26 protein-coding genes are annotated in these 24,317 nt (G+C 41.6%); 19 read left to right on the forward strand and 7 right to left on the reverse strand.

Annotated elements, in window-relative coordinates; all coding sequences use genetic code 11:
• Positions 1–129: 129 nt before the first annotated feature.
• From J8L86_RS16590 to J8L86_RS16610, 5 genes are read left to right on the forward strand one after another with little or no spacing between them, the layout of a single operon-like run.
• On the forward strand, positions 130–1,218 hold the full coding sequence (locus tag J8L86_RS16590) for a PhoH family protein (protein WP_055025757.1): 1,089 nt from the start codon (positions 130–132) through the stop codon (positions 1,216–1,218).
• Positions 1,208–1,690, forward strand: coding sequence for an rRNA maturation RNase YbeY (ybeY, locus tag J8L86_RS16595; protein WP_211031067.1), 483 nt, complete (start codon positions 1,208–1,210; stop codon positions 1,688–1,690). The genes J8L86_RS16590 and ybeY overlap by 11 nt, the downstream gene beginning before the upstream one ends.
• Positions 1,691–1,741: 51 nt before the next feature.
• Positions 1,742–2,620 (forward strand): CNNM family magnesium/cobalt transport protein CorC, encoded by an 879-nt coding sequence (gene corC, locus J8L86_RS16600; RefSeq protein ID WP_055025759.1) that lies wholly within the window; start codon positions 1,742–1,744, stop codon positions 2,618–2,620.
• Between the two features lie 46 nt (positions 2,621–2,666).
• Positions 2,667–4,196: an apolipoprotein N-acyltransferase gene (gene lnt, locus J8L86_RS16605; RefSeq protein ID WP_211031126.1), complete on the forward strand. Its 1,530-nt coding sequence runs from the start codon at positions 2,667–2,669 to the stop codon at positions 4,194–4,196.
• A complete protein-coding gene (locus J8L86_RS16610) occupies positions 4,193–4,687 on the forward strand; it encodes a prepilin-type N-terminal cleavage/methylation domain-containing protein (RefSeq protein ID WP_211031068.1) in 495 nt (164 codons plus the stop codon). Before lnt ends, J8L86_RS16610 begins: the two co-directional genes overlap by 4 nt.
• A gap of 44 nt (positions 4,688–4,731) precedes the next feature.
• Here the strand turns inward: J8L86_RS16610 and J8L86_RS16615 are convergent, their stop codons facing one another.
• The gene (locus J8L86_RS16615) at positions 4,732–5,232 is read right to left on the reverse strand and encodes a zinc ribbon-containing protein (protein WP_055025761.1); all 501 of its coding nucleotides are present in this window, start codon (positions 5,230–5,232) and stop codon (positions 4,732–4,734) included.
• Positions 5,233–5,352: 120 nt separating this feature from the next.
• Here J8L86_RS16615 and leuS point away from each other — a divergent pair, with 120 nt between their 5' ends.
• The 14 genes from leuS (at position 5,353) to lipA (ending at position 19,684) form a co-directional block, all read left to right on the forward strand.
• Entirely contained in the window at positions 5,353–7,932 is a 2,580-nt protein-coding gene (gene leuS / locus J8L86_RS16620) for a leucine--tRNA ligase (RefSeq protein ID WP_065110019.1), read from the forward strand.
• 163 nt (positions 7,933–8,095) lie between these two features.
• A complete protein-coding gene (gene lptE, locus J8L86_RS16625; RefSeq protein WP_055025763.1) occupies positions 8,096–8,590 on the forward strand; it encodes an LPS assembly lipoprotein LptE in 495 nt (164 codons plus the stop codon).
• Complete coding sequence (gene holA / locus J8L86_RS16630) at positions 8,590–9,621, forward strand: DNA polymerase III subunit delta (protein WP_211031069.1); 1,032 nt, start codon at positions 8,590–8,592, stop codon at positions 9,619–9,621. Before lptE ends, holA begins: the two co-directional genes overlap by 1 nt.
• Positions 9,618–10,271, forward strand: a complete 654-nt coding sequence (nadD, locus tag J8L86_RS16635; protein ID WP_211031070.1) for a nicotinate-nucleotide adenylyltransferase — start codon at positions 9,618–9,620, stop codon at positions 10,269–10,271. The genes holA and nadD overlap by 4 nt, the downstream gene beginning before the upstream one ends.
• A gap of 88 nt (positions 10,272–10,359) precedes the next feature.
• Positions 10,360–10,689: a ribosome silencing factor gene (rsfS, locus tag J8L86_RS16640; RefSeq protein ID WP_055025766.1), complete on the forward strand. Its 330-nt coding sequence runs from the start codon at positions 10,360–10,362 to the stop codon at positions 10,687–10,689.
• Positions 10,689–11,159 carry a 23S rRNA (pseudouridine(1915)-N(3))-methyltransferase RlmH gene (gene rlmH, locus J8L86_RS16645; protein ID WP_055025767.1) on the forward strand — a complete coding sequence of 157 codons (471 nt, stop codon included), beginning with the start codon at positions 10,689–10,691 and terminating at the stop codon, positions 11,157–11,159. Before rsfS ends, rlmH begins: the two co-directional genes overlap by 1 nt.
• Before the next feature lie 95 nt (positions 11,160–11,254).
• Entirely contained in the window at positions 11,255–13,111 is a 1,857-nt protein-coding gene (mrdA, locus tag J8L86_RS16650) for a penicillin-binding protein 2 (RefSeq protein ID WP_055025768.1), read from the forward strand.
• Complete coding sequence (gene rodA, locus J8L86_RS16655) at positions 13,108–14,220, forward strand: rod shape-determining protein RodA (RefSeq protein ID WP_055025769.1); 1,113 nt, start codon at positions 13,108–13,110, stop codon at positions 14,218–14,220. Before mrdA ends, rodA begins: the two co-directional genes overlap by 4 nt.
• A 194-nt stretch (positions 14,221–14,414) precedes the next feature.
• A complete protein-coding gene (mltB, locus tag J8L86_RS16660) occupies positions 14,415–15,347 on the forward strand; it encodes a lytic murein transglycosylase B (protein ID WP_247663498.1) in 933 nt (310 codons plus the stop codon).
• Positions 15,337–16,149: a septal ring lytic transglycosylase RlpA family protein gene (locus tag J8L86_RS16665; protein ID WP_211031072.1), complete on the forward strand. Its 813-nt coding sequence runs from the start codon at positions 15,337–15,339 to the stop codon at positions 16,147–16,149. The genes mltB and J8L86_RS16665 overlap by 11 nt, the downstream gene beginning before the upstream one ends.
• A 221-nt stretch (positions 16,150–16,370) precedes the next feature.
• Positions 16,371–17,549 (forward strand): serine hydrolase, encoded by a 1,179-nt coding sequence (locus J8L86_RS16670; RefSeq protein ID WP_065110014.1) that lies wholly within the window; start codon positions 16,371–16,373, stop codon positions 17,547–17,549.
• Positions 17,550–17,706: 157 nt separating this feature from the next.
• Positions 17,707–17,973, forward strand: a complete 267-nt coding sequence (gene ybeD / locus J8L86_RS16675; protein ID WP_055025773.1) for a DUF493 family protein YbeD — start codon at positions 17,707–17,709, stop codon at positions 17,971–17,973.
• A gap of 93 nt (positions 17,974–18,066) precedes the next feature.
• The gene (lipB, locus tag J8L86_RS16680; protein ID WP_065110013.1) at positions 18,067–18,717 is read left to right on the forward strand and encodes a lipoyl(octanoyl) transferase LipB; all 651 of its coding nucleotides are present in this window, start codon (positions 18,067–18,069) and stop codon (positions 18,715–18,717) included.
• Between the two features lies 1 nt (position 18,718).
• The gene (gene lipA / locus J8L86_RS16685; RefSeq protein ID WP_080915089.1) at positions 18,719–19,684 is read left to right on the forward strand and encodes a lipoyl synthase; all 966 of its coding nucleotides are present in this window, start codon (positions 18,719–18,721) and stop codon (positions 19,682–19,684) included.
• 117 nt (positions 19,685–19,801) lie between these two features.
• Here the strand turns inward: lipA and J8L86_RS16690 are convergent, their stop codons facing one another.
• From J8L86_RS16690 to J8L86_RS16715, 6 genes are all read right to left on the reverse strand, one after another.
• A complete protein-coding gene (locus J8L86_RS16690; protein ID WP_211031127.1) occupies positions 19,802–20,020 on the reverse strand; it encodes a DUF6500 family protein in 219 nt (72 codons plus the stop codon).
• Positions 20,021–20,155: 135 nt separating this feature from the next.
• Complete coding sequence (rimI, locus tag J8L86_RS16695) at positions 20,156–20,563, reverse strand: ribosomal protein S18-alanine N-acetyltransferase (RefSeq protein WP_231919195.1); 408 nt, start codon at positions 20,561–20,563, stop codon at positions 20,156–20,158.
• A 163-nt stretch (positions 20,564–20,726) separates the two neighbouring features.
• A complete protein-coding gene (locus J8L86_RS16700; protein WP_065110010.1) occupies positions 20,727–21,083 on the reverse strand; it encodes a DNA polymerase III subunit psi in 357 nt (118 codons plus the stop codon).
• A 189-nt stretch (positions 21,084–21,272) separates the two neighbouring features.
• Entirely contained in the window at positions 21,273–23,036 is a 1,764-nt protein-coding gene (locus tag J8L86_RS16705) for a GGDEF domain-containing protein (RefSeq protein WP_080915086.1), read from the reverse strand.
• 6 nt (positions 23,037–23,042) lie between these two features.
• The gene (locus J8L86_RS16710) at positions 23,043–23,312 is read right to left on the reverse strand and encodes a hypothetical protein (protein ID WP_080915085.1); all 270 of its coding nucleotides are present in this window, start codon (positions 23,310–23,312) and stop codon (positions 23,043–23,045) included.
• A 100-nt stretch (positions 23,313–23,412) separates the two neighbouring features.
• Positions 23,413–24,201, reverse strand: a complete 789-nt coding sequence (locus J8L86_RS16715) for an SAM-dependent methyltransferase (RefSeq protein WP_080915084.1) — start codon at positions 24,199–24,201, stop codon at positions 23,413–23,415.
• Positions 24,202–24,317: the final 116 nt, after the last annotated feature.

Genomic DNA, 24,317 nt, shown 5'->3' on the forward strand with positions numbered 1-24,317 from the left:
CAGATTATGTTTTGTTAATAAAGGCGGCCTTGAGCCGCCTTTATTATGCTTTTACCATCATAGCGTGGTATTTTAGCGTTTACACTCGTAGATTGATTGTTAATAAACTCTCGTTTTGGAGCAATATTTTTGTCCACTAAAGTAACAACCATGAATTTGTACCTTGAGCCCTCAGAGACTCGAAGGTTGGCCTCATTATGTGGTCCTTATGATGACAACATTAAACAACTTGAGCGCCGTTTAGGGGTTGAGATTGCCCACAAAAACAATCATTTCAAGATTGTAGGCCTACCACGCAACGCATTTAATGCGAATAATTTGCTCAAGCAGTTATATATTGAAACGCAAACGGTTAAAGGCAGCACCCCTGATCTTGAACCTGAGCGCGTGCATTTAGCCATACAAGAAGTCATCAACCTTGAAGCTGAAAGCTCAGGTGAGGACAGTGCCCTGCACATCAAAACTAAACGCGGTGTTATCAAGCCAAGAAATCCAAATCAAGCCAATTATGTGGCCAATATTGCCAAGCATGATATTACTTTTGGTATTGGCCCTGCTGGTACGGGTAAAACCTTCTTAGCCGTGGCTGCAGCCGTTGATGCCCTTGAGCGCCAAGAAGTCCGCCGTATCTTGTTAACTCGACCAGCGGTTGAAGCAGGTGAAAAGTTAGGTTTCTTGCCTGGTGATTTAAGCCAGAAAGTCGACCCTTACTTACGCCCGCTTTATGATGCATTATTTGAAATGCTTGGATTTGAAAAAGTTGAAAAACTGATTGAGCGTAACATTATTGAAATCGCCCCACTTGCCTATATGCGAGGCCGTACCTTAAATGATGCGTTTGTTATTTTGGATGAAAGCCAAAATACCACGGTTGAACAAATGAAAATGTTCCTAACCCGTATCGGCTTTAATTCTCGCGCTGTTATCACAGGTGATATTACTCAAATAGATTTGCCTCGTAGCCAAAAGTCTGGTCTACGCCAAGCTATCGAAGTGCTCAGCGAAGTGAATGACATCAGCTTTAACTTTTTCATGTCACACGATGTTGTGCGTCACCCAATTGTTGCTAGAATTGTTGAAGCCTATGATGCCTTCGACAGTAAAGAGCTAGCAATAAAAGCAGAAAAAGAGCGCCAGTACAAAAAGCGGCAAGAAGCATTTAACGAACAAATGACGCAAGAAAATCATGCTACTGAGGTCGTTAAAAATGAGCTCTGAGAAAAGCACGAAACTGGAGCTAGATGTAGACTTACAGATTGCGGTAAATGACCCACAAGCTATTCCGACACAAGAAGCGTTTGAATTATGGGTTCGCACCGCAATTGGTAACACAATGGCACAAGCTGAATTGACGATTCGTATTGTCGAAAATACTGAAAGTCAGCAGCTTAACCATACTTATCGAGGCAAGGATAAACCAACAAATGTTTTATCGTTTCCCTTCGATGCCCCACCAGGGGTAGAATTGCCACTTTTAGGTGATTTAATCATTGCTGCTGAGGTCGTAGAACTCGAAGCAAAACAACAAAATAAGCCCCTTGTTGCACATTGGGCTCATATGGTTATTCATGGCTGCTTGCATTTGCTAGGTTATGACCATATTATCGACAGTGAAGCCGAAGAAATGGAGTCATTAGAGACTCAACTCATTGAAGGTTTAGGTTTTTCAAATCCGTATAAGGAAGCATAAATAAGTCAAAGGATTGCATGAAAGTGCCCTCCAGCGATTTAGTAAAATATTATGAGTGACGACATCCCACCGAGTACCAGCGCCCGTAAAAAAAACTGGATTGACAAAATAGGTCAGTTGTTTCAGGGCGAACCTCAAAATCGTGAAGATCTTGTTGATGTGATTGCAGGCGCTGAAGAGCGTGATCTCATTACCGAAGATACTCGCGAAATGATGAATGGTGTTTTAGAAGTATCGGGTCTTCGCGTTCGCGATATTATGATCCCTCGAAGCCAAATAGTCACATTACAAATCGATAGTACTGTTGAAGAGTTACTTGAAACAGTCATCGAATCAGCACACTCTCGTTTTCCCGTAGTCAACGAAGATAAAGATCATATTGAAGGTATTTTGTTAGCAAAAGATCTACTCAAATATGGTTTTAAGCAATCTGACCAACCTTTCTCATTACACCAAGTCATTCGACCTGCTGTAGTTGTCCCAGAAAGTAAACGAGTCGATGTGCTGCTAAAAGAATTCCGCTCCCAACGTTATCATATGGCCATTGTGGTTGATGAGTACGGTGGCGTATCCGGTCTAGTCACCATTGAAGATATCTTGGAAGAAATCGTCGGCGAAATTGAAGACGAATTTGACCATAGCTCAGTGGAAGATACGGAAATCAAGAAGATCAGTAACACAGCGTTTATGATTAAAGCCCGCACGCCAATTGATGAATTCAATGAAGCTTGTGGTACCCAATTCAGCGACGAAGAGTTCGATACTGTCGGTGGTTTAGTGTCTCATGCCTTTGGTCATTTACCAGAGCGTAATGAAAGCGTGTTAATCGAAGGCATTGAATTCAAAGTCACTAACGCTGATACTCGACGACTCATTCAGCTTAGTGTGAAGTTACCTGATCCTAAACTTCAAGAAGACAACGACGACTAACACTGTGTTTAAAAAAAATAATATCTCTGCATCATCTTTAGTTAAGATGATGACCGCTTTTATTGCGGGTGCTTCAACCACACTCGCTTTTGCGCCCTACTCCATTTGGGCCTTCTATCCAGCGGCGATGTTATTTGTCCTCTGGCAAAGCCGTAAATTAACCCCAAAAGAAAACTTCTTTCACTGGTTAAGTTTCGGCTTTGGCTGTTTTGCCTTTGGTATAAGCTGGGTACATGTCAGCATCGACACCTTTGGGGGATTACCCTTATTTGTATCGATGACATTAATGGGATTATTAGCACTTTACCTAGCACTTTATCCCGCACTGGCAGGCTACCTCACCGCCAAGCTTAGCCAACACCCTCGCTTTAAGCATTGGCATTGTTATTTCCAATATCTAGGTTTGTTTCCTGCTCTTTGGGTTATTACAGAGTGGATGCGAGGCTGGGTATTAACTGGGTTCCCGTGGTTATGGGCTGGCTACAGCCAAACCCAAGGGCCGCTTTCAGAGTTAGCCAGCATTGTTGGCGCACTTGGATTAAGTTACATCATTGCCCTATTGTGTGGCTCTATTGCATTAGTCATGAAAAAGCGCTTTATGAGTGCCATCATTATTTCTGCAGTGCTATTGGCGTCCACAATCGCAGCACCAATGATATCGGACATTACCCCTCGCAATGAGACTGTAAAAGTGGCCTTGGTGCAAGGTAATATTGCACAAAGCATGAAATGGGAGCCTGATGCACTATGGCCTACACTGCTAAAATACATGGACTTAAGCCGTCCAAATTTTGATGCTGATATTGTCATATGGCCAGAGGCTGCTGTTCCAGCACCAGAATCAATGGTGGGTGATTTTTTAAGAAACACAGATAAAGTCGCCAATATGAATGACAGTGCCATTATTACTGGCATCATCAGTCTGCAAAAGAATGATTTTTATAATTCTCTTATTGTCCTAGGTAACGCTAATAAAGCCGTTCAACCTATGGGCGATTATCAAGGCAATGGCACTAATGATTATAAAAAACACCACTTACTGCCTATCGGTGAATTCGTCCCGTTTGAGAGTCTACTAAGACCATTGGCACCGTTTTTTAATCTGCCAATGTCATCATTTGCTAGGGGAAATTTTCAACAGCAAAACCTTAACGCTATGGGGTATCAAATTGCTCCAGCACTTTGCTATGAAATCGTATTTCCAGAACAGCTTCGCGCCAATACTCATGCTGATACTGATTTACTGCTTACAGTGTCAAATGATGCATGGTTTGGTGACTCAATTGGCCCCCTACAGCACATGGAAATTGCCCAAATGCGCTCAATTGAGCTTGGAAGACCACTGGTTCGAGCAACCAATAATGGCGTGACAGCTGTGGTTGATGTCCACGGACGTATTACCCACCAAATACCACAATTTAAAGAAGGCGTATTAGTGGCCGATGTCGCTTTATATGACGGTGAAACTTGGTTTAAACATCTAGGTCAGACCCCATTATTGATATTGTGCTGGTTACTATTACTCGTTGGCATCGCTATTCAAGTGTCGATATGGAAACAGAGCAAAACTGATTGAACCAAAAACAAAAGCAAACAGGGTTTACCTTAATTGAGCTCGTTGTTGTCATTATCATTTTGGCTATTTTAGCCATTGTGGCAGCACCTAAATTTATCACTGTCTCTACAGAAGCGAGAGTCAGTGGCCTTGCACAGCTCAATGCCAGTGCTAAAACAGCTAATAATCTTGTTTATGCCCGCTCACAAATGAGTAGTTTCTCAACCCAATCAGTAGGAAATAGAACGGATTTATTGGATATTGATTTAGAAGGTGATGGCAGCTTTAATACCCGCCTAAAATGGGGTTACCTAGACAATACTGATATCGAAAAATGGCTCATTCTTGATGATGGTTTTGTGATTGAGTACCAAGGTATTGCAAATACCTTTATCGGTTACGATCTAAACCAAGACGGCAAAGTCCAAGATGACCAATGCTATTTTCTCTATAGCCAAGCTGCTAATGCAGCAACCCCACCAGGCTATGTTAACGAGGTGTCTGGGTGTTAAACCGTTAATTGGCTCAGCTGAGCCAATTAACCTTTGCTACAACATTAAGGTGCTAAAGATTCTCGGGTGAACATTTCATTATCACACTGAGGGCAGTCAGGAATTAAGCTTGGAAACTCAATGCTCATTTCATGGTTACATTCAGTACAAATGACCTTTCCTTGGTTTATCACCTCACCCGACATATAAAAGCCCTTGTGTTTGAAGTCTTGGGCAATCTCATGCCATTCAACTTGGCTTCTATCCGTAATTTCACCTAGCCAATGCCAAAGGGTGTTTTCTAAAGTGATAACTGTAGGACTAAAACTGAGATTTTCAGCATTTTCCTCTTTTACATAGCTTGCGATGTCACGCTTTAAAAATTCTTCTACTAAAGCAAGCTCCTCTGCTTGAGCTTCTGACTTCAATTGCAAATAATCTTTACACTGGGTTACTGATGCAAAAAGGCTCTTTGCAGTCAATGAGTTATCTTCTTCATAGCGCTGTTTCACTTGCTCAAAAAGCGTCTGATAAAGCCCTAATAATGCTGAACTTCTTCCACTCATAAAAAATACTCCTTCATCTGAACCTTTTTAATGCATCACTTCTAGTTTATTCTATGCAGATCTCACTCGCGCTTTTTAGCGTTAGATCAAACAATGGGCGGCATAGGCCGGAATAGATTGATGCAAGAGCAATATAATCCCTCAGAAATTGAAGCCCTAGTGCAAAAGCACTGGGAAGACAAAAAAACCTTCGAAGTTACAGAAGATGAAAACAAAGAGAAATTTTACTGTCTCTCAATGTTCCCTTATCCATCTGGTCGACTTCACATGGGACACGTCCGTAACTACACCATAGGTGATGTTGTTGCTCGTTACCAACGTTTGCAAGGTAAAAATGTATTACAACCTATCGGTTGGGACTCATTCGGCCTACCTGCTGAAAATGCGGCAATCAACAACAAGACTGCCCCAGCACCGTGGACATACGAAAATATCGACTACATGAAAAACCAGCTTAAACTATTAGGTTTTGGTTATGATTGGAGTCGTGAAATTGCGACTTGTACTCCTGAGTACTACCAGTGGGAGCAATGGTTCTTCACCAAGCTATACGAAAAAGGCTTAGTCTATAAAAAGACTGCGTCAGTAAACTGGTGTCCAAACGATGAAACCGTACTCGCCAATGAACAAGTACAAGACGGCTGCTGCTGGCGCTGTGACACTGAAGTGGTTCAAAAAGAAATCCCTCAGTGGTTCATCAAAATTACCGATTACGCTGAAGAGCTATTAAATGATATTGATCAGCTAGACGAATGGCCTGAACAGGTTAAGTCAATGCAGCGTAACTGGATTGGCCGCAGTGAAGGTATCGAAATGACCTTTAATGTTGCTAACAGTGACGAGACGTTCGATATCTACACAACACGTCCTGATACCGTTATGGGTGTGACGTATGTTGCGATTGCAAGCGGTCACCCGCTAGCAGAAAAAGCCGCGCTGAATAACCCAGAGTTAGCTGCATTCATTGAAGAATGTAAAAACGTTGATACCACTGAAGCTGCTATGGCTGCAATGGAGAAAAAAGGCGTTGCAACGGGTCTTAATGCCATTCACCCATTAACGGGTAAAGAAGTCCCAATTTGGGTCGGAAACTTTGTATTAATGAACTATGGTACAGGCGCTGTTATGTCTGTTCCTGCTCATGATCAACGTGATTACGAATTTGCTAAAAAGTATGGTTTAACCATTGAAGCTGTAATTAAGCCAGTTGATGGTGAGCTAGATATTAGTGAAGAAGCCTTCACTGAAAAAGGCGTACTATTTAATTCAGCTGAGTTCGACGGTCTTGAATTCCAAGCCGCTTTTGATGCGATTGATGCAAAACTTGCCGCAGAAGGTAAAGGTAAGCGTCAAGTCAACTTCCGTCTACGTGACTGGGGTGTTTCTCGTCAACGCTACTGGGGCGCACCAATTCCAATGGTGACCCTTGAAGACGGTACTGTCATGCCAACGCCAGAAGAGCAACTACCCGTTGTCTTACCTGAAGATGTGGTAATGGATGGTATTCAAAGCCCAATTAAAGCAGACAAAGAGTGGGCTAAGACTGAAGTTAACGGCCAGAGCGCACTGCGTGAAACAGATACCTTCGATACCTTTATGGAGTCATCTTGGTACTACGCACGTTACTGTAGCCCGCATGCCGATCAAATGCTTGACCCTGCTAAAGCGAACTACTGGTTACCAGTGGATCAATACATTGGTGGTATCGAACATGCGTGTATGCACTTACTTTACTTCCGTTTCTTCCACAAATTACTTCGCGATATCGGATTAGTGGATTCGAACGAGCCAGCAAAACGTCTATTGACTCAAGGTATGGTACTTGCTGATGCGTACTACTACACCAATGAGAAAGGCGCTCGAGTTTGGGTTTCACCAGCTGATGTAACAGTTCAAGAAACTGACGACAAAGGCCGTGTAGTTAAGGCTGTCGACAAAGAAGGCCATGAACTGGTTTACACCGGTATGAGCAAAATGTCGAAGTCTAAGAATAACGGTATTGACCCACAAGAAATGGTTGATAAATACGGTGCTGATACCGTACGTTTATTCATGATGTTTGCTGCACCACCTGAGCTAACTCTTGAGTGGCAAGAATCAAGTGTTGAAGGTGCACATCGCTTTATTAAGCGTTTATGGAAAACGGCACACGATCATGTTGCTCAAGGTGACGTTGTTGCTCTTGACCCTAAAGCGCTTGATAACAATCAAAAAGCACTTCGTCGTGAACTGCATAAGACCATCGCCAAAGTCAGTGATGACATCGAGCGTCGTCAAATGTTCAACACTGCTATTGCCGCTATCATGGAGCTAATGAACAAATTGCAAAAAGCACCGTCTGCTAACGAGCAAGACCGTGCACTTATGCAAGAAGCATTAACTGCAGTAACGCGTTTGCTTTACCCTATCATTCCACATACAAGCTTTAGCTTATGGACTGCATTAGGTAACCAAACTGATATTGAAGATAGCTTATGGCCAACCGTTGATGAGTCAGCACTGGTTGAAGACAGCAAACTTATTATCGTTCAAGTGAATGGTAAACTGCGCGCTAAAATCACCGTTGCTGCAGATGCATCAAAAGAAGAAGTTGAAGCATTAGGCTTAGCGGATGAAAACGTACAAAAGTTCACTGACGGTGTCACCGTGCGTAAAGTGATTTACGTACCAGGTAAACTGCTGAACATTGTTGCAAAATAATCATTTTCAACAATTAACGCTGTTCACTACAGTGAAATAATGCATTTTCTGACAGTAAGGTTGCTATTGATTAGCAACCTTACTTATTTCCCTGTAATCTATTATTCAACTTTGCTTTAGCAAAATATCCACTCCAACGTTTAAAAGGATGCCAATAACAGTGATGCTAATACAACGCATTAGCTTGGCAATAATCGCACTGGTTATCTTAACCACTGCAGGTTGCGGCTTTAAATTACAACGCAGTTATTCTATTCCAGCTGAGCTTGAAGAATTACATTTAAGCACCAGCGATCAATACAGTGAGCTATCAAGACTGGTAAGCGACAGATTACGTATTCATGCAGTCTCAACAGTACCTGCATCAGATACAACGCCAACACTAAGGTTAATTAACGACTCATTAGAGCGAGCGACATTATCGTTATACCCAACAGGTAACGTTGCCGAATACGAATTGATTTATTTAGTGAATTATTCCGTCACTTTGCCACAATCTGAACCACAAATTTTCCATGCTGAAGTACGTCGCGATTACCAAGACGATCCTCGTACAGCTCTCGCTAAAAGTCGCGAGATGGATATGTTGGTCAAAGAAATGCGTATTCAAGCAGCTGACAACATTATTCAAACGTTGGCCTCAATCGAGGTGAATTGATGCGGGTTTACCCAGATCAAATAAGCCAGCATTTAAAAAATCCGCAAGGTTGCTACCTGTTATTTGGCGATGACCCATGGCTCATCGAAAATTGCAAAGGACAGATTTTAGCTGCAGCGAAAAAGCATGGCTTTGATGAACGTGTTCACTTAACTCAAGAAACAGGTTTCAGCTGGAATGATTTGATTCAGGAGTGGCAATCCATGAGTTTATTTGCCAGTCGACGGATCATTGAATTAACCCTGCCACAAGCTAAACCCGGCACAGAAGGCTCTGCTGCATTAATTTCAATGATGCAAAGCCCTAATCCAGACATTATTTTACTTATTCACGGACCAAAGCTGTCCGCTGAAACTAAAAGTAAATGGTTTAAGACCCTCGATACATCTGGCATTTATTTACCTTGTACCACCCCAGAGGGGAAGCAATTTCAGCGCTGGCTAGATAACCGAATCCATCATTATCATTTGCAAGTGCAAATGGATGCCAAAGCCATGCTGTTTAACTTGTTTGAAGGCAACTTATTAGCAGCAGAGCAAGCACTACAGCTACTGCAATTACTCAGTCCTGAACAACCGATTCATAGTGATCATTTAACTGATTATTTTGAAGATCAATCTCGCTTTACTGTATTTCAGCTTACGGATGCCCTATTAGGTAACCATCAAAAGCACGCACAGCACATGCTGGTGCAATTAAATGGTGAAGGCACCGCCATGCCAATTTTAATGTGGGCACTGTTTAAAGAACTTAATGTACTGCTTAGTTTAAAAACAGCGGTCGAAGAAGGCGCACAGCTTAATAGTCTTTGGCAGCAGCACCGAATATGGGATAAACGCAAACCGCTTTATCAAGCAGCATTAACGCGCTTAACCCTAAGCCAAATCGAACACATGCTTGCCTTTGCTTCAAAAATGGAAATGAATCTCAAACAACAGGGTATTGAAGATTGGACCGCTATGAGCCATTTATGTCTGCTATTTGATCCAAATGCACATCGCCGCCTTGCCCATATTGAGCTACAGACATGAAAATAGGATTACTAGGCGGCACTTTTGACCCAATTCATTTAGGTCACATCAAGCCCGCATTGGAAGTCTTGCATCAGCTAAATCTCGATAAAATTTGGTTAATGCCAAATCATATACCGCCCCACAAACAATCAACGACAGTCAACAGTCAACATCGTCTTGCAATGACTCAAGCTGTCTGTGAGCTATATGATGAGTTTGCACTTTGTGATATTGAAATTAATCGTGACACGCCATCATATTCGGTAGCAACGTTAGCATTACTTAAACAGCAATATCCCCAGCATCAGTTTTACTTCATTATGGGAACCGACTCGTTTATCCAATTACCCACTTGGTATCGCTGGCAATCATTATTCGACTTATGCCATATCGTCGTATGTCAGCGACCAGGCTGGCAGTTAACAGCTGAACATCCAATGGCAAGCGTATTAGCAGATAACCAACTCGTCAGTACCACAGCATTGACAGGAAAAATCTACCCTATCGAAGTACAGCCGCAAGATATATCTTCGACACAAATACGCCAATTGCTGAGCAATTTAACAGTCGAAGAACGCCAAGACTCAAACAATGCACAGCTAAATGCATTACTCCCTGAGGTCATTCAGCAATACATTTGCCAACATAGTCTGTATCAAGCTAATTAAGCTGTTCATTTGCACGCCAGTTCAATTGCGCTAACAGGGGTATTTTGCGTATAATGCCCCGTTGTTTTAACAGATCGAGGTAAGTGACGTGCAGAGCACGGAATTAAAAGATTTTGTTGTCGATAAGATCGATGACCTAAAAGCCAAAGACGTTGTGGTATTAGACGTGGCAAACCAATCGCACATTACTGATTTTATGGTAATTTGTTCTGGTACATCAAAAACACATGTTCGTGCAATCGCAGAGAATATGATCGTCGAAGCTAAAACTGCAGGCATGCAACCATTAGGTGTTGAAGGTCGTGATAGCAGCGAATGGGTACTGGTTGATTTAGGTGGCGTAATTTTACACGTGATGCAGCAAGCAACACGCGAATTCTACGACCTAGAAAAACTATGGACTGATAGCGACGCATAATGAAGTTACAACTGATTGCTGTTGGCACTAAGATGCCAGATTGGGTCACCCGCGGATTTGAAGAGTACCAACGTCGCTTTCCTCGCGATATGGCGTTAGAACTGATTGAAATCCCCGCAGGAAAGCGCGGTAAAAATGCTGATATAGCACGCATTCTTCAAAAAGAAGGCGAACTTATGCTAGCAGCAGTGCCCAAAGGCAATCACATTGTAAGCCTAGATTTGCCAGGCAAGAATTGGGAAACGCCCCAACTTGCTCAGCAACTCAGTAAATGGCAACTTGATGGCCGCGATGTCAGCTTATTGATTGGCGGTCCTGAAGGTCTTGCTCCTGACTGTAAAGCAGCAGCAAGCCAAAGTTGGTGTTTATCTGCACTGACTTTACCCCATCCATTAGTTCGAGTTTTGGTGGCAGAAAGCCTTTATCGAGCATGGAGCATAAATAACAACCACCCCTACCACAGAGAATAAACCTAATTGGTAAAGCGCTGGTAAAAGTGAAGTTAATTCAGCTAATATAGCTATTCTGAATTTTTTCTGCCTTACCCCTATCGGAGATAGCTTAAGTGTCGCCAAAAAAGCGCATTGCCATGCACGACCACGCTGCCGAGGCGTCGCTATTCAAACGTCGTGCTTTGTTTACCTTCCTGTGCGTATTTGTCCTAATCAGTATCCTGCTGTCTAATCTATACCAATTGCAGGTTGTCTCTTTCCAAGATTACGAAACACGCTCCAATGATAACCGTATTCGTGTGGTGCCTGTTGCACCTAGTCGTGGTCTTATTTATGACAGACACGGACAGTTACTGGCTGAAAACCAACCTTTTTATACGTTAGAACTGATCCCAGAAAAAGCCCAAGGAATAACTGAGTCGCTGGATAAACTCAATGAGATCATTGCACTCACCCCAGATGAACGAGAAAGCATCACTGAAAGATTGCGTTACCATCGACGCTTTAAGCCACTTACAATTAAATCCCGTCTCACTGAAGAACAAGTTGCCACATTTAGTGTTAACCAACACCAATTTCCTGGCTTTAGAGTAGAGGCAGGCCTTAAACGTCATTACCCATATGAAGGCTTAATGACCCATGTATTGGGTTATGTTGGAAAAATTAATGCTCGTGACCGTGCTTCACTTGAAAGCTCAGGACAATGGAAAAACTATGCCGCAACCAATGACATTGGCAAACAAGGCATCGAAAAATTCTACGAAAGCTTATTATTAGGTAAACCAGGCCACTTAGAAGAAGAAGTGAATAACCGTGGTCGAGTGATCCGTACCTTAAAAGTCACCCCGCCGACACCGGGTCAAGATATCTACTTAACATTAGATTTAAAACTGCAGCAAAAAGCCATGGAGTTACTCGATGGTCGCCGTGGCTCTGTTGTCGCTATTGACCCGCAAGATGGCGGTGTTCTCGCCATGGTTTCTAGCCCAACTTACGACCCTAATTTATTCGTCCATGGCATTAGTTCTAAAGCCTATAGCGCATTACTTAATGATAAATCTAGGCCTTTGATTAACCGTGCAACACAAGGCCAATATTCACCGGCATCGACGATTAAACCCCATGTCGCACTGCTTGGACTCGAAGAAAAAACCATTACCGAGAAAACCCGTATTTGGGATCCTGGCTTTTGGCAAATTCCGAATGTTGAGCGTAAGTACCGAGATTGGAAACGTTGGGGTCACGGTTGGGTAGATGTGTATAGTTCAATCATGGATTCCTGCGACACGTTTTTCTATGATCTCGCCTATAAAGTCGGTGTCGATAAAATTGCCCAGTTTATGTCCCAATTTGGTTTTGGCGAATCCACTGGCATCGATATTTACGAAGAGGCCAACGGCATCATGCCTTCAAAAGATTGGAAGCGCATGCGCTATAACCAACCTTGGTATATTGGTGACACTATTTCGGTGGGAATTGGCCAAGGCTACTGGACAACCACGCCATTACAGCTAACGAATGCTGCCACCATATTAGCCAATCATGGACAGCGCTTCACACCTCATTTGTTAAAATCATTTAAAGATGAAACATCAAAAATTGATACACCGATAGATGAGCAAGCCCCAATTGTGCTCGATAATGACAACAACTGGGAAATCATCAATGAAGCAATGCGCCGCACAGCTCACAAATCTCGCTTTACCGATGCTACTTATACCGCAGCAATGAAAACCGGTACGGCGCAAGTATTCAGTGTCGCACAAGATGCCAAATACGATTCTGAAACCGTTGCAGAGCATTTACGAGATAACGCATTAATCATTGCCTATGCCCCTTATGAAAACCCGAAAATAGTCTTAGCAGTTGTACTTGAAAATGCTGGTTGGGGTGGTGTTAATGCAGGGCCAGTTGCCCGTGCTCTATTGGATGAATATATGTTACGTGACGAATGGAAGGTAGAAGAATGAATGCTTCTCACCACCCACATAAAAAAAATATCTGGCAAAAACTTCACATAGATTTGCCACTATTACTGGGCCTATTAGCATTAATGCTATTTGGCTTATTTGTGATTTATTCAGCCAGTGGCGAAGATGCAGCCATGATGGAGCGTCAGTTAGTTCGCTTAACACTGTCGCTAGGCGTAATGTTTGTATTTGCACAAATTAACCCTGAAATCCTCAGGCGGTGGGCTTTGCCCATCTACGTTGCAGGCATAATACTGCTCTTGGGAGTGCACTTTTTTGGCACTATTAATAAAGGCGCACAACGTTGGTTAAACCTCGGTTTTATGGAGTTCCAGCCCTCTGAACTCATCAAATTAGCCTTCCCAATTACGATGGCTTGGTATATCAGTAAGTTTCCATTGCCGCCTAAAAAACGTCACTTAGCGGGCGGTTTAGTCATACTGTTAATCCCAACGTTATTAATTGCCAAACAACCAGATTTAGGAACCTCGATTCTTGTTGCCGCATCAGGTGTATTTGTCCTGTTTTTATCAGGCATGAGCTGGGTTATTGTCGGCAGTTGTGTCGCAGCAATTTTGGCGCTTCTGCCAATACTGTGGTTCTTTTTAATGCACGATTATCAACGCACACGTGTGATGACCCTATTTGATCCTGAACGTGATCCTCTAGGTGCTGGCTATCATATTATCCAATCCAAAATTGCCATTGGTTCTGGTGGTCTATGGGGTAAAGGCTGGCTACAGGGCTCACAATCACAATTAGAATTCTTACCTGAGCGCCACACTGATTTCATTTTTGCCGTGATAGGCGAAGAGTTTGGTTTAATAGGTAGTTTAATTTTATTAGGCTTGTATTTGTATATCATTGGCCGAGGCCTTGTTATCGCCTCACGAGCACAAACCAGTTTTGCCCGCTTACTCGCAGGCAGTATTACCCTGACCTTCTTCGTTTATATTTTCGTGAATATTGGCATGGTTTCCGGCATTTTACCTGTAGTGGGCGTACCACTGCCGTTAGTCAGCTATGGCGGTACATCGATGATGACATTGATGATAGGATTTGGCATCTTAATGAGTATTCATACTCATCGACGATTCATAGACCGTTAAGTATTGCGCTGTATATTATGCCTCGAGTCGTAACACAACGGCTCGCATTACAATAAGTCGCTAATAAACATTAAACAATAGGATTGTTAATGCACTTTAAAACAAGACTCGCAGCTGGATTAGCATTGCTACTGAGCTGCACCAGCCTTCAAGCTGAAGATACGGTGAATACGCAAGTGACTGATAGCGCTAAAATGACCGATAGCGCAGAAGTCCTCGCCCTAAAACAAGAATTTATCGCCACCCAAGTCAGTAAAGGGTTTACTGAACCAGAAGTGCAGCAATTTCTTTCCAGTGCTAACCACAATCAAGCTGTATTAGATGCCATTTCAAAACCTTGGGAAGCCAAACCTTGGCATCAATATTACCCCATTTTCTTAACTGATAAGCGATTAGAAAAAGGCCTCGCATTTTGGCAAGAAAATGCTGAGACCATTCAAAAGGCAGCTGAAAAATTTCAAGTCGACCCGCAAATTATCGTGGCCATTATTGGTATTGAAACTTTCTACGGCGGTTACATGGGTAACTATAAGGTTCAAGATGCTTTATATACCTTAGGATTTTATTACCCGCCAAGAGCGACCTTTTTCCGCAGTGAGTTTGGCAACTTGATGTCACTGATCAAAGAAGAACAATTAGATAACGATAATCTAAAAGGCTCTTACGCTGGCGCCATGGGTTATGGTCAATTTATTCCTTCAAGTTATCGCCATTACTCGGTTGACTTCAGTGGCGATGGACGTCGAGATTTGCTCAATAGTAAAGAAGACGCCATTGGCAGTGTTGCTAACTACTTTCATCAACACGGATGGAAAAAAGGTGCTCCTGTTACACTCAAATTAAACCACACCAGTGACACTGCGCCTGCTGCAAGTGTTTGGGTTAAGGGTAAGCCAACACAAACCGTTGCTGACATTTTAGCGCCAAGTTTAAGCCTGGCAGAATCTAAAGACATCGATGCATCACAAGCCGCATTATTAGTTAAGCTTGAACAACCTGAGATGAACGAATATTGGTTAGGTTTAAATAATTTTTACGTCATCACTCGTTATAATCGTAGCCCGCTTTATGCTATGGCCGTTTACCAGTTTAGCCAACAGTTAGAAGCAGCTTATCATGCAAAATAACACTCGTTTAAGCCTTGTCACCGTCAGTTTATGTGCTTTGCTCAGTGCGTGTTCAAGCTCAGGTTCAAGCCAAGATGATCGTTATCAAATGAAAAATGACCGGGCTCCGAAAAGTGCCCCAGATGTCAGTAAAGTTGAAGATGCCCATCCAAAATATGAGCCCTACAGCCGACAAGGCAATAAGCGAACGTATACCGTGCGTGGTAAGTCATATACTGTATTACCGACAGCAAAAGACTTTAGACAAAGTGGCTATGCCTCTTGGTACGGCTCTAAGTTTCATGGTCATTTAACCTCAAATGGCGAAACCTATGACATGTACTCAATGTCTGCGGCGCACAAGACTTTGCCTTTACCTAGCTATGTTAAAGTGACCAATGAAGCCAATAACAAACAGGTTATCGTTCGAGTCAATGATCGCGGCCCATTTCACGAAGGGCGTATTATTGATTTGTCATATGCTGCGGCCTATAAACTCGACATGCTAGGTAGCGGTACTGCCAAAGTAAGTATTGAAACCATTCATATTGAGTCACCTGAATCTATGGCCCTAGATGAGCTAAAAGATGACAGCGTACATATCATTCAAGTTGTGGCCTCTAAAGACCAAGTAAGAATTAACGTATTAGCGAAAGAGTTTGAGCGCAAATACAAGGTGCCTGCAATAGTAGAAAGTGCAAATGGCTTTTACCGCTTACTGCTAGGACCGATAGCGCAAACCTACCTAGCCAATAAGTTATTAACCCAGATAAAACAAGACGGTTACCCACAAAGTTACCTGAGAACACCGACAAAAAAATAAATCGATAATAACCTGTCATTACCGACTGTAAATTAACCCTTGTTAATGAACCTAAATGCCAATTTATGGTCGACTAATGATATAATTGTTTTAATTGTGTCGTTTTAGTGTGTAAATCAACTGAAGTAGTTAGCTACTTTATGTTTAACTCGCTGTAATATCATTAAATATTGATTAACGACTCGACTTCTTTCATGACTAACCAGAGATGTGCAAACTCAATGATGAAAATTGTAAACACACCGCTTAAATCTTTGCTGCTGCTTTCCGCTGTATCTTTTTCTTCTCAAGCAGCCAACGCACCTATGGTTATGCCAAATGCGCCAACGGTAGCCGCTAAAGCTTACGTATTAATGGATTACAACTCTGGTCGCATTATTGCTGAAAATAATGCCTATGAGTCACTTAACCCTGCTAGCTTAACCAAAATGATGACCAGCTACGTTATTGGTCATGAAGTTAAAGTTGGCAACATTTCGCTGGATGACGAAGTGACCATCAGTAAAAAAGCATGGTCTAAAAACTTCCCAGATTCGTCGAAAATGTTTATCGAAGTAGGTAAAAAAGTCACTGTTGAAGACCTAAACCGAGGCATTATTATTCAATCGGGTAACGATGCTTGTGTCGCCATGGCTGAGCATATTGCCGGAACAGAAGACGGCTTTGTCGACTTAATGAACTCTTGGTCAAAACAGCTAGGTATGACCCAAAGTTACTTTGAAAACTCACACGGTCTTGATTCTGACAACCACAAAACAACTGCATACGACATGGCATTATTAGGTGCTGCATTAATTCGTGATGTACCAGATGAATACCGTGTTTACTCTGAAAAGTCATTTACCTTTAACGGTATTAAACAGTACAACCGTAATGGCTTGCTATGGGACAACAGCTTAAATGTTGATGGTATTAAAACAGGCCACACTTCTGGCGCTGGATATAACCTAGTCTCTTCTGCAACCAATGACGGCATGCGTTTAATCACTGTTGTGATGGGTACAGGCAGTGAGTCAGCTCGTAAAGCGGAAAGCAAAAAGTTACTTAATTATGGTTTCCGTTTCTTTGAAACGATTACCCCTTATAAAGCGGGTGACACCTTTGTAACTCAAAAAATCTGGTATGGCGATCGTGAAACGGTAGATTTAGGTGTGGTCACTGACACCCCAATTACCATTAATCGTGGCCAAGCTAAAAACTTACAAGCTAACTTCGAGCTAACTAAGCCTTTATCTGCGCCTTTAGCTAAAGGTGAGACGGTTGGCCGTATCTTCTTCCAACTTAACGGAAAAGATATTGCTGAGTTCCCACTTGTTACTCTTAATGAAGTGAACGAAGGCAGCTGGTTTAGTAAACTTATGGATTACTTCAAGCAAATGTTTGAAGGTTGGTTTGGCTAAACCTAGCTAAAAACCATAACCTCGCTTCATATAAATAAAGTCACCTTAGGGTGACTTTATTTTTTACTGCTTTATTTAACCGCATTAGCCTTGTATTACAGTATAATTACCCCATATAGAACACAAAGCACAAATCACAACCGCAGAGAGCACACACATGATAGATACAAACTTTGGCGAATTAATGGAATTCCCGAATTCTTGCCCATTCAAAGTCATTGGCGCAGCAGATGATACGCTAGCCGATCGTGTTGTTGCCGTTGCACAACAGCTTGCTCCAGGCGATTACGCCCCAACAGTAAAATCGTCAAGCAAAGGTACGTACTACGCTATTTCTATTCGTATTACTGTAACAAGCAAAGAGCACATCGAAAAAGTTTATACAGATCTTGCAGCAATTGAAGGCGTTAACCGCGTACTTTAATTGCGTTTAAAACGTGATCAACCTAACACTTTAATGTCTTTTTAGTGTTAGGTGCGTATAATAAGCCATCTTTTTTGAGGGGAGAGGTTGCCCTTGCAAACTCAAGCGTTACATATCAGACATCTTGGACGCCAAGATTACGAATCAGTGTGGCATGCAATGCAAGCCTATACCGATAATCGTGATAGCGACAGCAATGACGAATTATGGATTGTTGAACACTCGCCCGTATTCACCCAAGGCCAAGCAGGCAAAAGCGAGCACATTCTCAACCCTGGTGACATTCCCGTCATACAAGTCGACCGCGGCGGCCAAGTGACTTATCACGGTCCAGGCCAACTGGTTGTATACCCTCTTATCGACATCAAGCGCAGTAAACTAGGCGTACGACAACTGGTCAATAACATCGAACAAAGCATTGTCGATATGTTGGCTATGTATGATGTTAATGCATACGCTAAAGCTGATGCTCCAGGTGTTTACGTTGACGAACGCAAAGTGGCTTCTTTAGGGCTTAGAATTCGTAAAGGCTGCTCTTTTCATGGCCTTGCCCTCAATGTCGATATGGATTTAGCGCCGTTTCAACGCATCAACCCGTGTGGTTATGCAGGGCTTGAAATGGTGCAATGCAAAGCATTAGGCGGCCCTCAAACCGTAACTGAAGCTGGCGAAAAACTGATTCAAACATTAAGCAAAGTATTGGGCTACCAAGAACTTGTACATCATCAAGGATTAGCAGAATAATATGAATAGGCCTGAAAGATTACAACCTGGTGTAAAACTGCGTGATGCCGAAAAAGTCGCACGTATTCCAGTAAAAGTGGTTCCTTCTGAAAAAGAAACCATGTTGCGCAAACCTAATTGGTTACGCGTGAAGCTACCTGCATCAAATCAGCGTATTACTGAAATTAAATCAGCACTGCGTAAAAATGGCTTACATTCAGTCTGTGAAGAGGCATCATGCCCAAACCTTGCTGAATGTTTTAACCACGGTACTGCAACCTTCATGATATTAGGGGCAATTTGTACTCGTCGCTGCCCTTTCTGTGACGTTGCCCATGGGCGTCCGCTAAAACCTGATGCTGAAGAGCCTAAAAAGTTAGCGCAAACCATCAAGGATATGAAGCTTAAGTATGTGGTTATTACCTCTGTTGACCGTGATGATTTGCGTGATGGCGGCGCACAGCACTTTGCTGATTGTATCCGTGAAATCCGTATTTTAAATCCGCATATCAAAATTGAGATTTTAGTGCCTGATTTCCGTGGTCGTATTGATGCAGCATTAGACATCATTGCCACTGAGCCACCTGATGTGTTTAACCACAACTTAGAAACAGCGCCTAAGCATTACCGTAAAGCGCGTCCTGGTGCGAACTATCAATGGTCACTCGATTTATTGAAACGTTTTAAAGAGCGCCACCCTAATGTACCGACTAAATCGGGTTTAATGATGGGACTCGGTGAAACTAACGAAGAAATCGCTCAAGTGCTACGCGACTTACGTGCCCATGACGTTGAAATGCTAACATTAGGTCAATATTTACAGCCTTCTAAGTTCCATTTGCCTGTTGAACGTTATGTACCACCAGCTGAATTTGATGCATTAAAAGAGTTAGCAGACGAACTTGGTTTTACTCATGCAGCCTGTGGTCCGTTAGTACGCTCAAGCTACCATGCAGACTTACAAGCTCAAGGTAAAGAAGTTAAGTAAGCAGGTGTAAAGAACTTCATTTAACAAAAACGGCGCTAAAGCGCCGTTTTTTTATGAGCCATAATCAATTTTACTCACAATCGATAATCGTCCTCGAAAATATCGTATTAACTGATTTTATCGCCCTTGTTGAACCATGGTTTTGATTACCTTGGCTTTAACAAAATGGTCGAGCTTATGTGTTTGAATCCACCAAGTTGCGGCTTCCATCAACAACTCAGGATCATCATTTTTATTAGCAAAAAACGCATAAAATGACACGCCAACATTATCCCCTTTCACTGCAGTTTTTTTATCACACACTTCAATGATTTTGGCTCTTAGTGATGCTCTCATATCCACTTAATTCTCATACTCAGTTAATGCTTACAGCCATCGCCGTTGCGTGTTTCAAAAAGCCTAGCGACTTCTTACTCTTATATAATGACGTCAATAATGTTTAGTTAAATCAACCTAACATGATAGGTCATATCAGACAGCTTCAATCGAGTAATCCATTAATATGGCATCCTCTCGGCCAGTTTCACACGGATAATAGCCCTTACGCCTACCAGATTCACTGAACCCTAATTTATGGTACAAGCCGATCGCAGCTTGATTTGATTGCCGAACTTCTAGCATCACAACTACCGCGTCATACTGCCTGGCATCAACCGTAAGATGGTTAAGTAATTGCTTACCTAACCCTAATCCTTGATAGGTTGGCGCAATACAAATATCCAGCAAAGTTAATTCATCAACTATTTGCTGCACTATGGCAAAACCAACTAATATCTGCCCATCATAAGCGCCATAAACGCGATATAAACGCCCAAAACAGTCTGCTAAGTTTGCAAGGCTCCAAGGGTGACTGTGAGCCTGTTGTTCAATATTAAACATCTCAGGAGCGTTCTCAACCTCCAGTAGACGGATTGTTACCGTTAAAGAAGAAGGTATTTTTTGATGTTCAGGTCGCGATGAGTTATCAGGCATAAGATGTTGGATTCATATGGTAATGGTGAGAATAGAATGACTTACTTTAGGTATTAAAAACCGCTAAAACCTAAGCTGCTTTTGATAAATGTTGGTAAATCTGCTGCCACAGTTCACGTTTGGCTTGATGCCCTTGCTGCAGTTCATCTAAAGGGGACGACACTAACCAAGCCACTCGGGGACGCACTTTTAACTTACGCATATCCCAGACAACCTGCATTCCCTTGACCATTTCGGTATCAAAATCACAATCAGCAAGTGCGATATTCAATAAAGATAGCACCTCTGTAACTAACGGGTGCTGGCTAATATCAGCCCCATTATTATCAGCGTCGCTGTCATAAATGATTAAATATGGTTTTCCTTTCGCATCAGCACTGCGCCAACGAGTTACCCCCATTGCATCTAAATAAGCTGATTTTTCCAAAAGAGTACTCCCTAAGCGAAAGGCGACATAAAGGTTGAGGTAACGAAACAACTTGATAAGTGACTAGAATAGCAGTTCATTAATCAATTTGTTAACCAAAAATAAAGCGATTAATGCTTTTCAGCACAATCGCTTTATCTATAAACAATGATTAGTTTTAAATTTCTGCCAACTTATAATGATAACCCCTTATATCATCACACCGTCAGCATCTTTTGCGGACTCAACATCAGCATAATTACAAACTCGGTTACGGCCAGTATGCTTGGCAAGGTACATGGCACTATCAGCATTGCTGGTTAACGCCTCTAGGCTGTAATCAGACTGCTGGCTATCTGTAACGCCAAAACTTGCACTAATTGGGAACTCATACCCGCTTGGCGAGCTGTCTAATGCTGCTATCGCTTTACGGTAATCTTCGGCAATATTCATTGCCATTTCAGCATTACAGTTTGATAAAACAACACAAAACTCTTCGCCGCCTATGCGCGCAAATATATCTTGCTTACGCTTTAAGTCATCACAAGTACTAGCAACATGTTTAAGCACCCAGTCACCGCAACCATGACCATGTTTATCGTTAATACCTTTAAAGTTATCTAAATCAAATAGAATACAGCTGATTGTATCTTGATTCTTTTGACAGGCCGTAATCGCCTCTTGCGCAGCAGAGGTAAAATGACCACGGTTGAATATCTGAGTCAGCGAATCATATTGCGCTAAACGCTTTAAACGTTTCTGGGTTTGTTTTGCACGAATCGAGGCTAAACTTAATAAGCTTATAACCATGATCAATAAGGCCATAAACAAGCGATTATTTTCAGTTTCACTTTCAGCAAGGCGCTGGCTAGCTTGTAATAGCTTGTTCTGTTTGTTAAGCAATTCAATTTGGACTTTTTGCTCAACCGCTTTGTGCTGGGCAAGTTGGAAAGCGAGATATTTGGTTTTTAAATCGTCAAAGTAGGACTTTTCAGCTTCTGCAAATTTGATGTAATAACGTAATGCAGACTCATAATCACTGTCATTCACCGATGACTGGAATAATACATTGTAAGCAATGACCTCAGAATCAGTATTTGACATACCTTTTGTTAATTCAATAGCTTGAAGAGCAAATTCTCTTGCTTTCTCATCATCATTTTCAGCTTGATATGTTTTAGCCAATAATGCATAAAAAAGTGATTGAATAGGAATATAGTGAATTCTTTCAATCTCTTCAACATTACTATTCAGGACATTTAGTGCTGATTTAAAATCATTATTTTCAAGCATCAATCTAGCTTTGTATATTTGAATTGCGCTAAGCCAAACAGGTTCGTCACCAATTGAACATGCATCAATTGCAGTTTTGAAGTCAGCCGAGTTTAATTGTAATTTTTTAAGGTAAAATTTTGATTCAACTATTTGGTGTTTAGCAACACAAAGGTTTCTCCCATTTAAAAAAAGATTGTCTAACTTAGTTGCATAATCCAACCCTAGTTCATATTGACCAATTTTATTATAGAAATAAGAAGTGACAGATACTCCTAATTGGCTTAGTTCGGAGTCTGTAATTAAGTGCATTAACTCAATATTCTTTTCTAAATAACCTAACCCTTTGTTCCACTCCTTGGATAATGCCATGGTATTTATCAAGGATATATTTGCTTTAAATTGTATATTTATTGTTTGTCCCGAAACACTTAACTGCTCCCAGATAGTTTGAGCTCCAACAAAGTCACCTCTAAAGGCCATTTGATAAGCAAGAAGATAACTATATTCATCGTTTTGAATACGAGATAAATTACTTTCAAATGTTTTCAATTCTTCCATCAATTTATTGAATTCGTCGGCATCGCTACTTCTGTTTTCTGAAGCTTTTTCTAACAAAAAATCTATACTGCGAATTTCATCACCCCAAGATGGAGTGATGAAAGAAATGAAAATAATTAAAGCGACTATAAATTTAGGCATTTATCTTTAAATAATCGCAGCAATTTCAGTTTTATCTTCACTAGGTTTTTTATCTTCTTCTTTTGTCTCTTCTTCTTCAGCAGGAAATAATACACAAACAACATCAGGGCAAATATCTAATGATTTTTCTAAAGCAACAATATCACGGCTTAACATCGATTTTTTTAGTTCTTCATTTAAGTTTGATTCAGTAATAGCTGTTTCAAACTCGATTGCAGATTCGGTTAAACCTGACTCTTGGCCCATACGTTCTAATAACTTAATAATACTTGACATCTTATCTCCTTAAGATTGCTAAAGTGCCGATTTAACGACGTTTTTAGTTATAATGCAGCAATTCAACTTATGCTAATACACTATTTAATTGCGCGATATCCTACTGCGCTAATTCTTGCTCAATTTCAGCCAAACGTGCTACAAGCTTTTCATTTGGCTGCATTTTTTCACTAGGTGGGATCACTAAAGTCGTGTGCATATGAATCTCAGCAGTGACCAACTCAGAAAGTGACAAAGTTTCAATACGAATGTTATCAATTGGAAGTACGGCAGCCTCGTATAAAATCACTTGGTGATCCAGTGGATAAACTTCACTAAGCAACTCAATTAACACTTGTCGATGCGCTGCACCCGTTGAAAACTTAGCCAACGAGCGATCTCCAGCAAGTCCTATTTGCCACAAAATAAGATAACAAGATGGATCATATTGGCGTTTATAAAACATAAACTGACTTGCTTCAAATTGTTGGCAACCAAAGCGTCCAGGATCAATACCTAAATCTGCGATTAAGCAATCTTCTGCTGAAATACCCGGAATCATCTTTGCGGCAAATCCTTCTGCTTTTGCCATTGCAATTGACTTATGGGGCGCTTGGGCGAATACCCCTGGATGACCATAAAAAGCACCGACCACTTTTTTACCCGCCCTCACTTCAGTCATCATCGCATCAACCATTTCGTTATAGGTGATTAGGCGCGACTTACCCTCTTGGTAATACTCTTGTAAAGAACGAACATCTGAGTGCATTTCTTGCAACCACAGCTCAGTAATACCATGGGAGACGGCAGAAAAGACGACATCAGCTTGTTCTATGTAGCTTTTACTTAACGGACAAATATGCGCACCTAGCGTCATTCCAATACCAACACAGGCCAAACTTCCAGCCATAAGTCCCCTATTTAATTTAATATCCCAAACCAACTGTAAGATAACAGTTATAGTTTCGTTTTAGAATTGTAAACCAGCTAATTCTTTGACTAAGTATCATAAAGTGAATCAATTAC

Source organism: Shewanella sp. MMG014, assembly GCF_018100775.1.
Lineage (GTDB): Bacteria > Pseudomonadota > Gammaproteobacteria > Enterobacterales > Shewanellaceae > Shewanella > Shewanella japonica.

Bases quoted from the DNA above. Each gene is read 5' to 3' on its own strand.
- ybeY (WP_211031067.1), top strand. From the start codon at position 1,208: ATGAGCTCTGAGAAAAGCACGAAACTGGAGCTAGATGTAGACTTACAG.
- corC (WP_055025759.1), top strand. From the start codon at position 1,742: ATGAGTGACGACATCCCACCGAGTACCAGCGCCCGTAAAAAAAACTGG.
- lnt (WP_211031126.1), top strand. From the start codon at position 2,667: ATGATGACCGCTTTTATTGCGGGTGCTTCAACCACACTCGCTTTTGCG.
- J8L86_RS16615 (WP_055025761.1), bottom strand. From the start codon at position 5,232: ATGAGTGGAAGAAGTTCAGCATTATTAGGGCTTTATCAGACGCTTTTT.
- leuS (WP_065110019.1), top strand. From the start codon at position 5,353: ATGCAAGAGCAATATAATCCCTCAGAAATTGAAGCCCTAGTGCAAAAG.
- lptE (WP_055025763.1), top strand. From the start codon at position 8,096: ATGCTAATACAACGCATTAGCTTGGCAATAATCGCACTGGTTATCTTA.
- holA (WP_211031069.1), top strand. From the start codon at position 8,590: ATGCGGGTTTACCCAGATCAAATAAGCCAGCATTTAAAAAATCCGCAA.
- nadD (WP_211031070.1), top strand. From the start codon at position 9,618: ATGAAAATAGGATTACTAGGCGGCACTTTTGACCCAATTCATTTAGGT.
- rlmH (WP_055025767.1), top strand. From the start codon at position 10,689: ATGAAGTTACAACTGATTGCTGTTGGCACTAAGATGCCAGATTGGGTC.
- rodA (WP_055025769.1), top strand. From the start codon at position 13,108: ATGAATGCTTCTCACCACCCACATAAAAAAAATATCTGGCAAAAACTT.
- mltB (WP_247663498.1), top strand. From the start codon at position 14,415: ATGACCGATAGCGCAGAAGTCCTCGCCCTAAAACAAGAATTTATCGCC.
- J8L86_RS16665 (WP_211031072.1), top strand. From the start codon at position 15,337: ATGCAAAATAACACTCGTTTAAGCCTTGTCACCGTCAGTTTATGTGCT.
- J8L86_RS16670 (WP_065110014.1), top strand. From the start codon at position 16,371: ATGATGAAAATTGTAAACACACCGCTTAAATCTTTGCTGCTGCTTTCC.
- ybeD (WP_055025773.1), top strand. From the start codon at position 17,707: ATGATAGATACAAACTTTGGCGAATTAATGGAATTCCCGAATTCTTGC.
- lipA (WP_080915089.1), top strand. From the start codon at position 18,719: ATGAATAGGCCTGAAAGATTACAACCTGGTGTAAAACTGCGTGATGCC.
- J8L86_RS16690 (WP_211031127.1), bottom strand. From the start codon at position 20,020: ATGAGAGCATCACTAAGAGCCAAAATCATTGAAGTGTGTGATAAAAAA.
- rimI (WP_231919195.1), bottom strand. From the start codon at position 20,563: ATGTTTAATATTGAACAACAGGCTCACAGTCACCCTTGGAGCCTTGCA.
- J8L86_RS16705 (WP_080915086.1), bottom strand. From the start codon at position 23,036: ATGCCTAAATTTATAGTCGCTTTAATTATTTTCATTTCTTTCATCACT.
- J8L86_RS16710 (WP_080915085.1), bottom strand. From the start codon at position 23,312: ATGTCAAGTATTATTAAGTTATTAGAACGTATGGGCCAAGAGTCAGGT.
- J8L86_RS16715 (WP_080915084.1), bottom strand. From the start codon at position 24,201: ATGGCTGGAAGTTTGGCCTGTGTTGGTATTGGAATGACGCTAGGTGCG.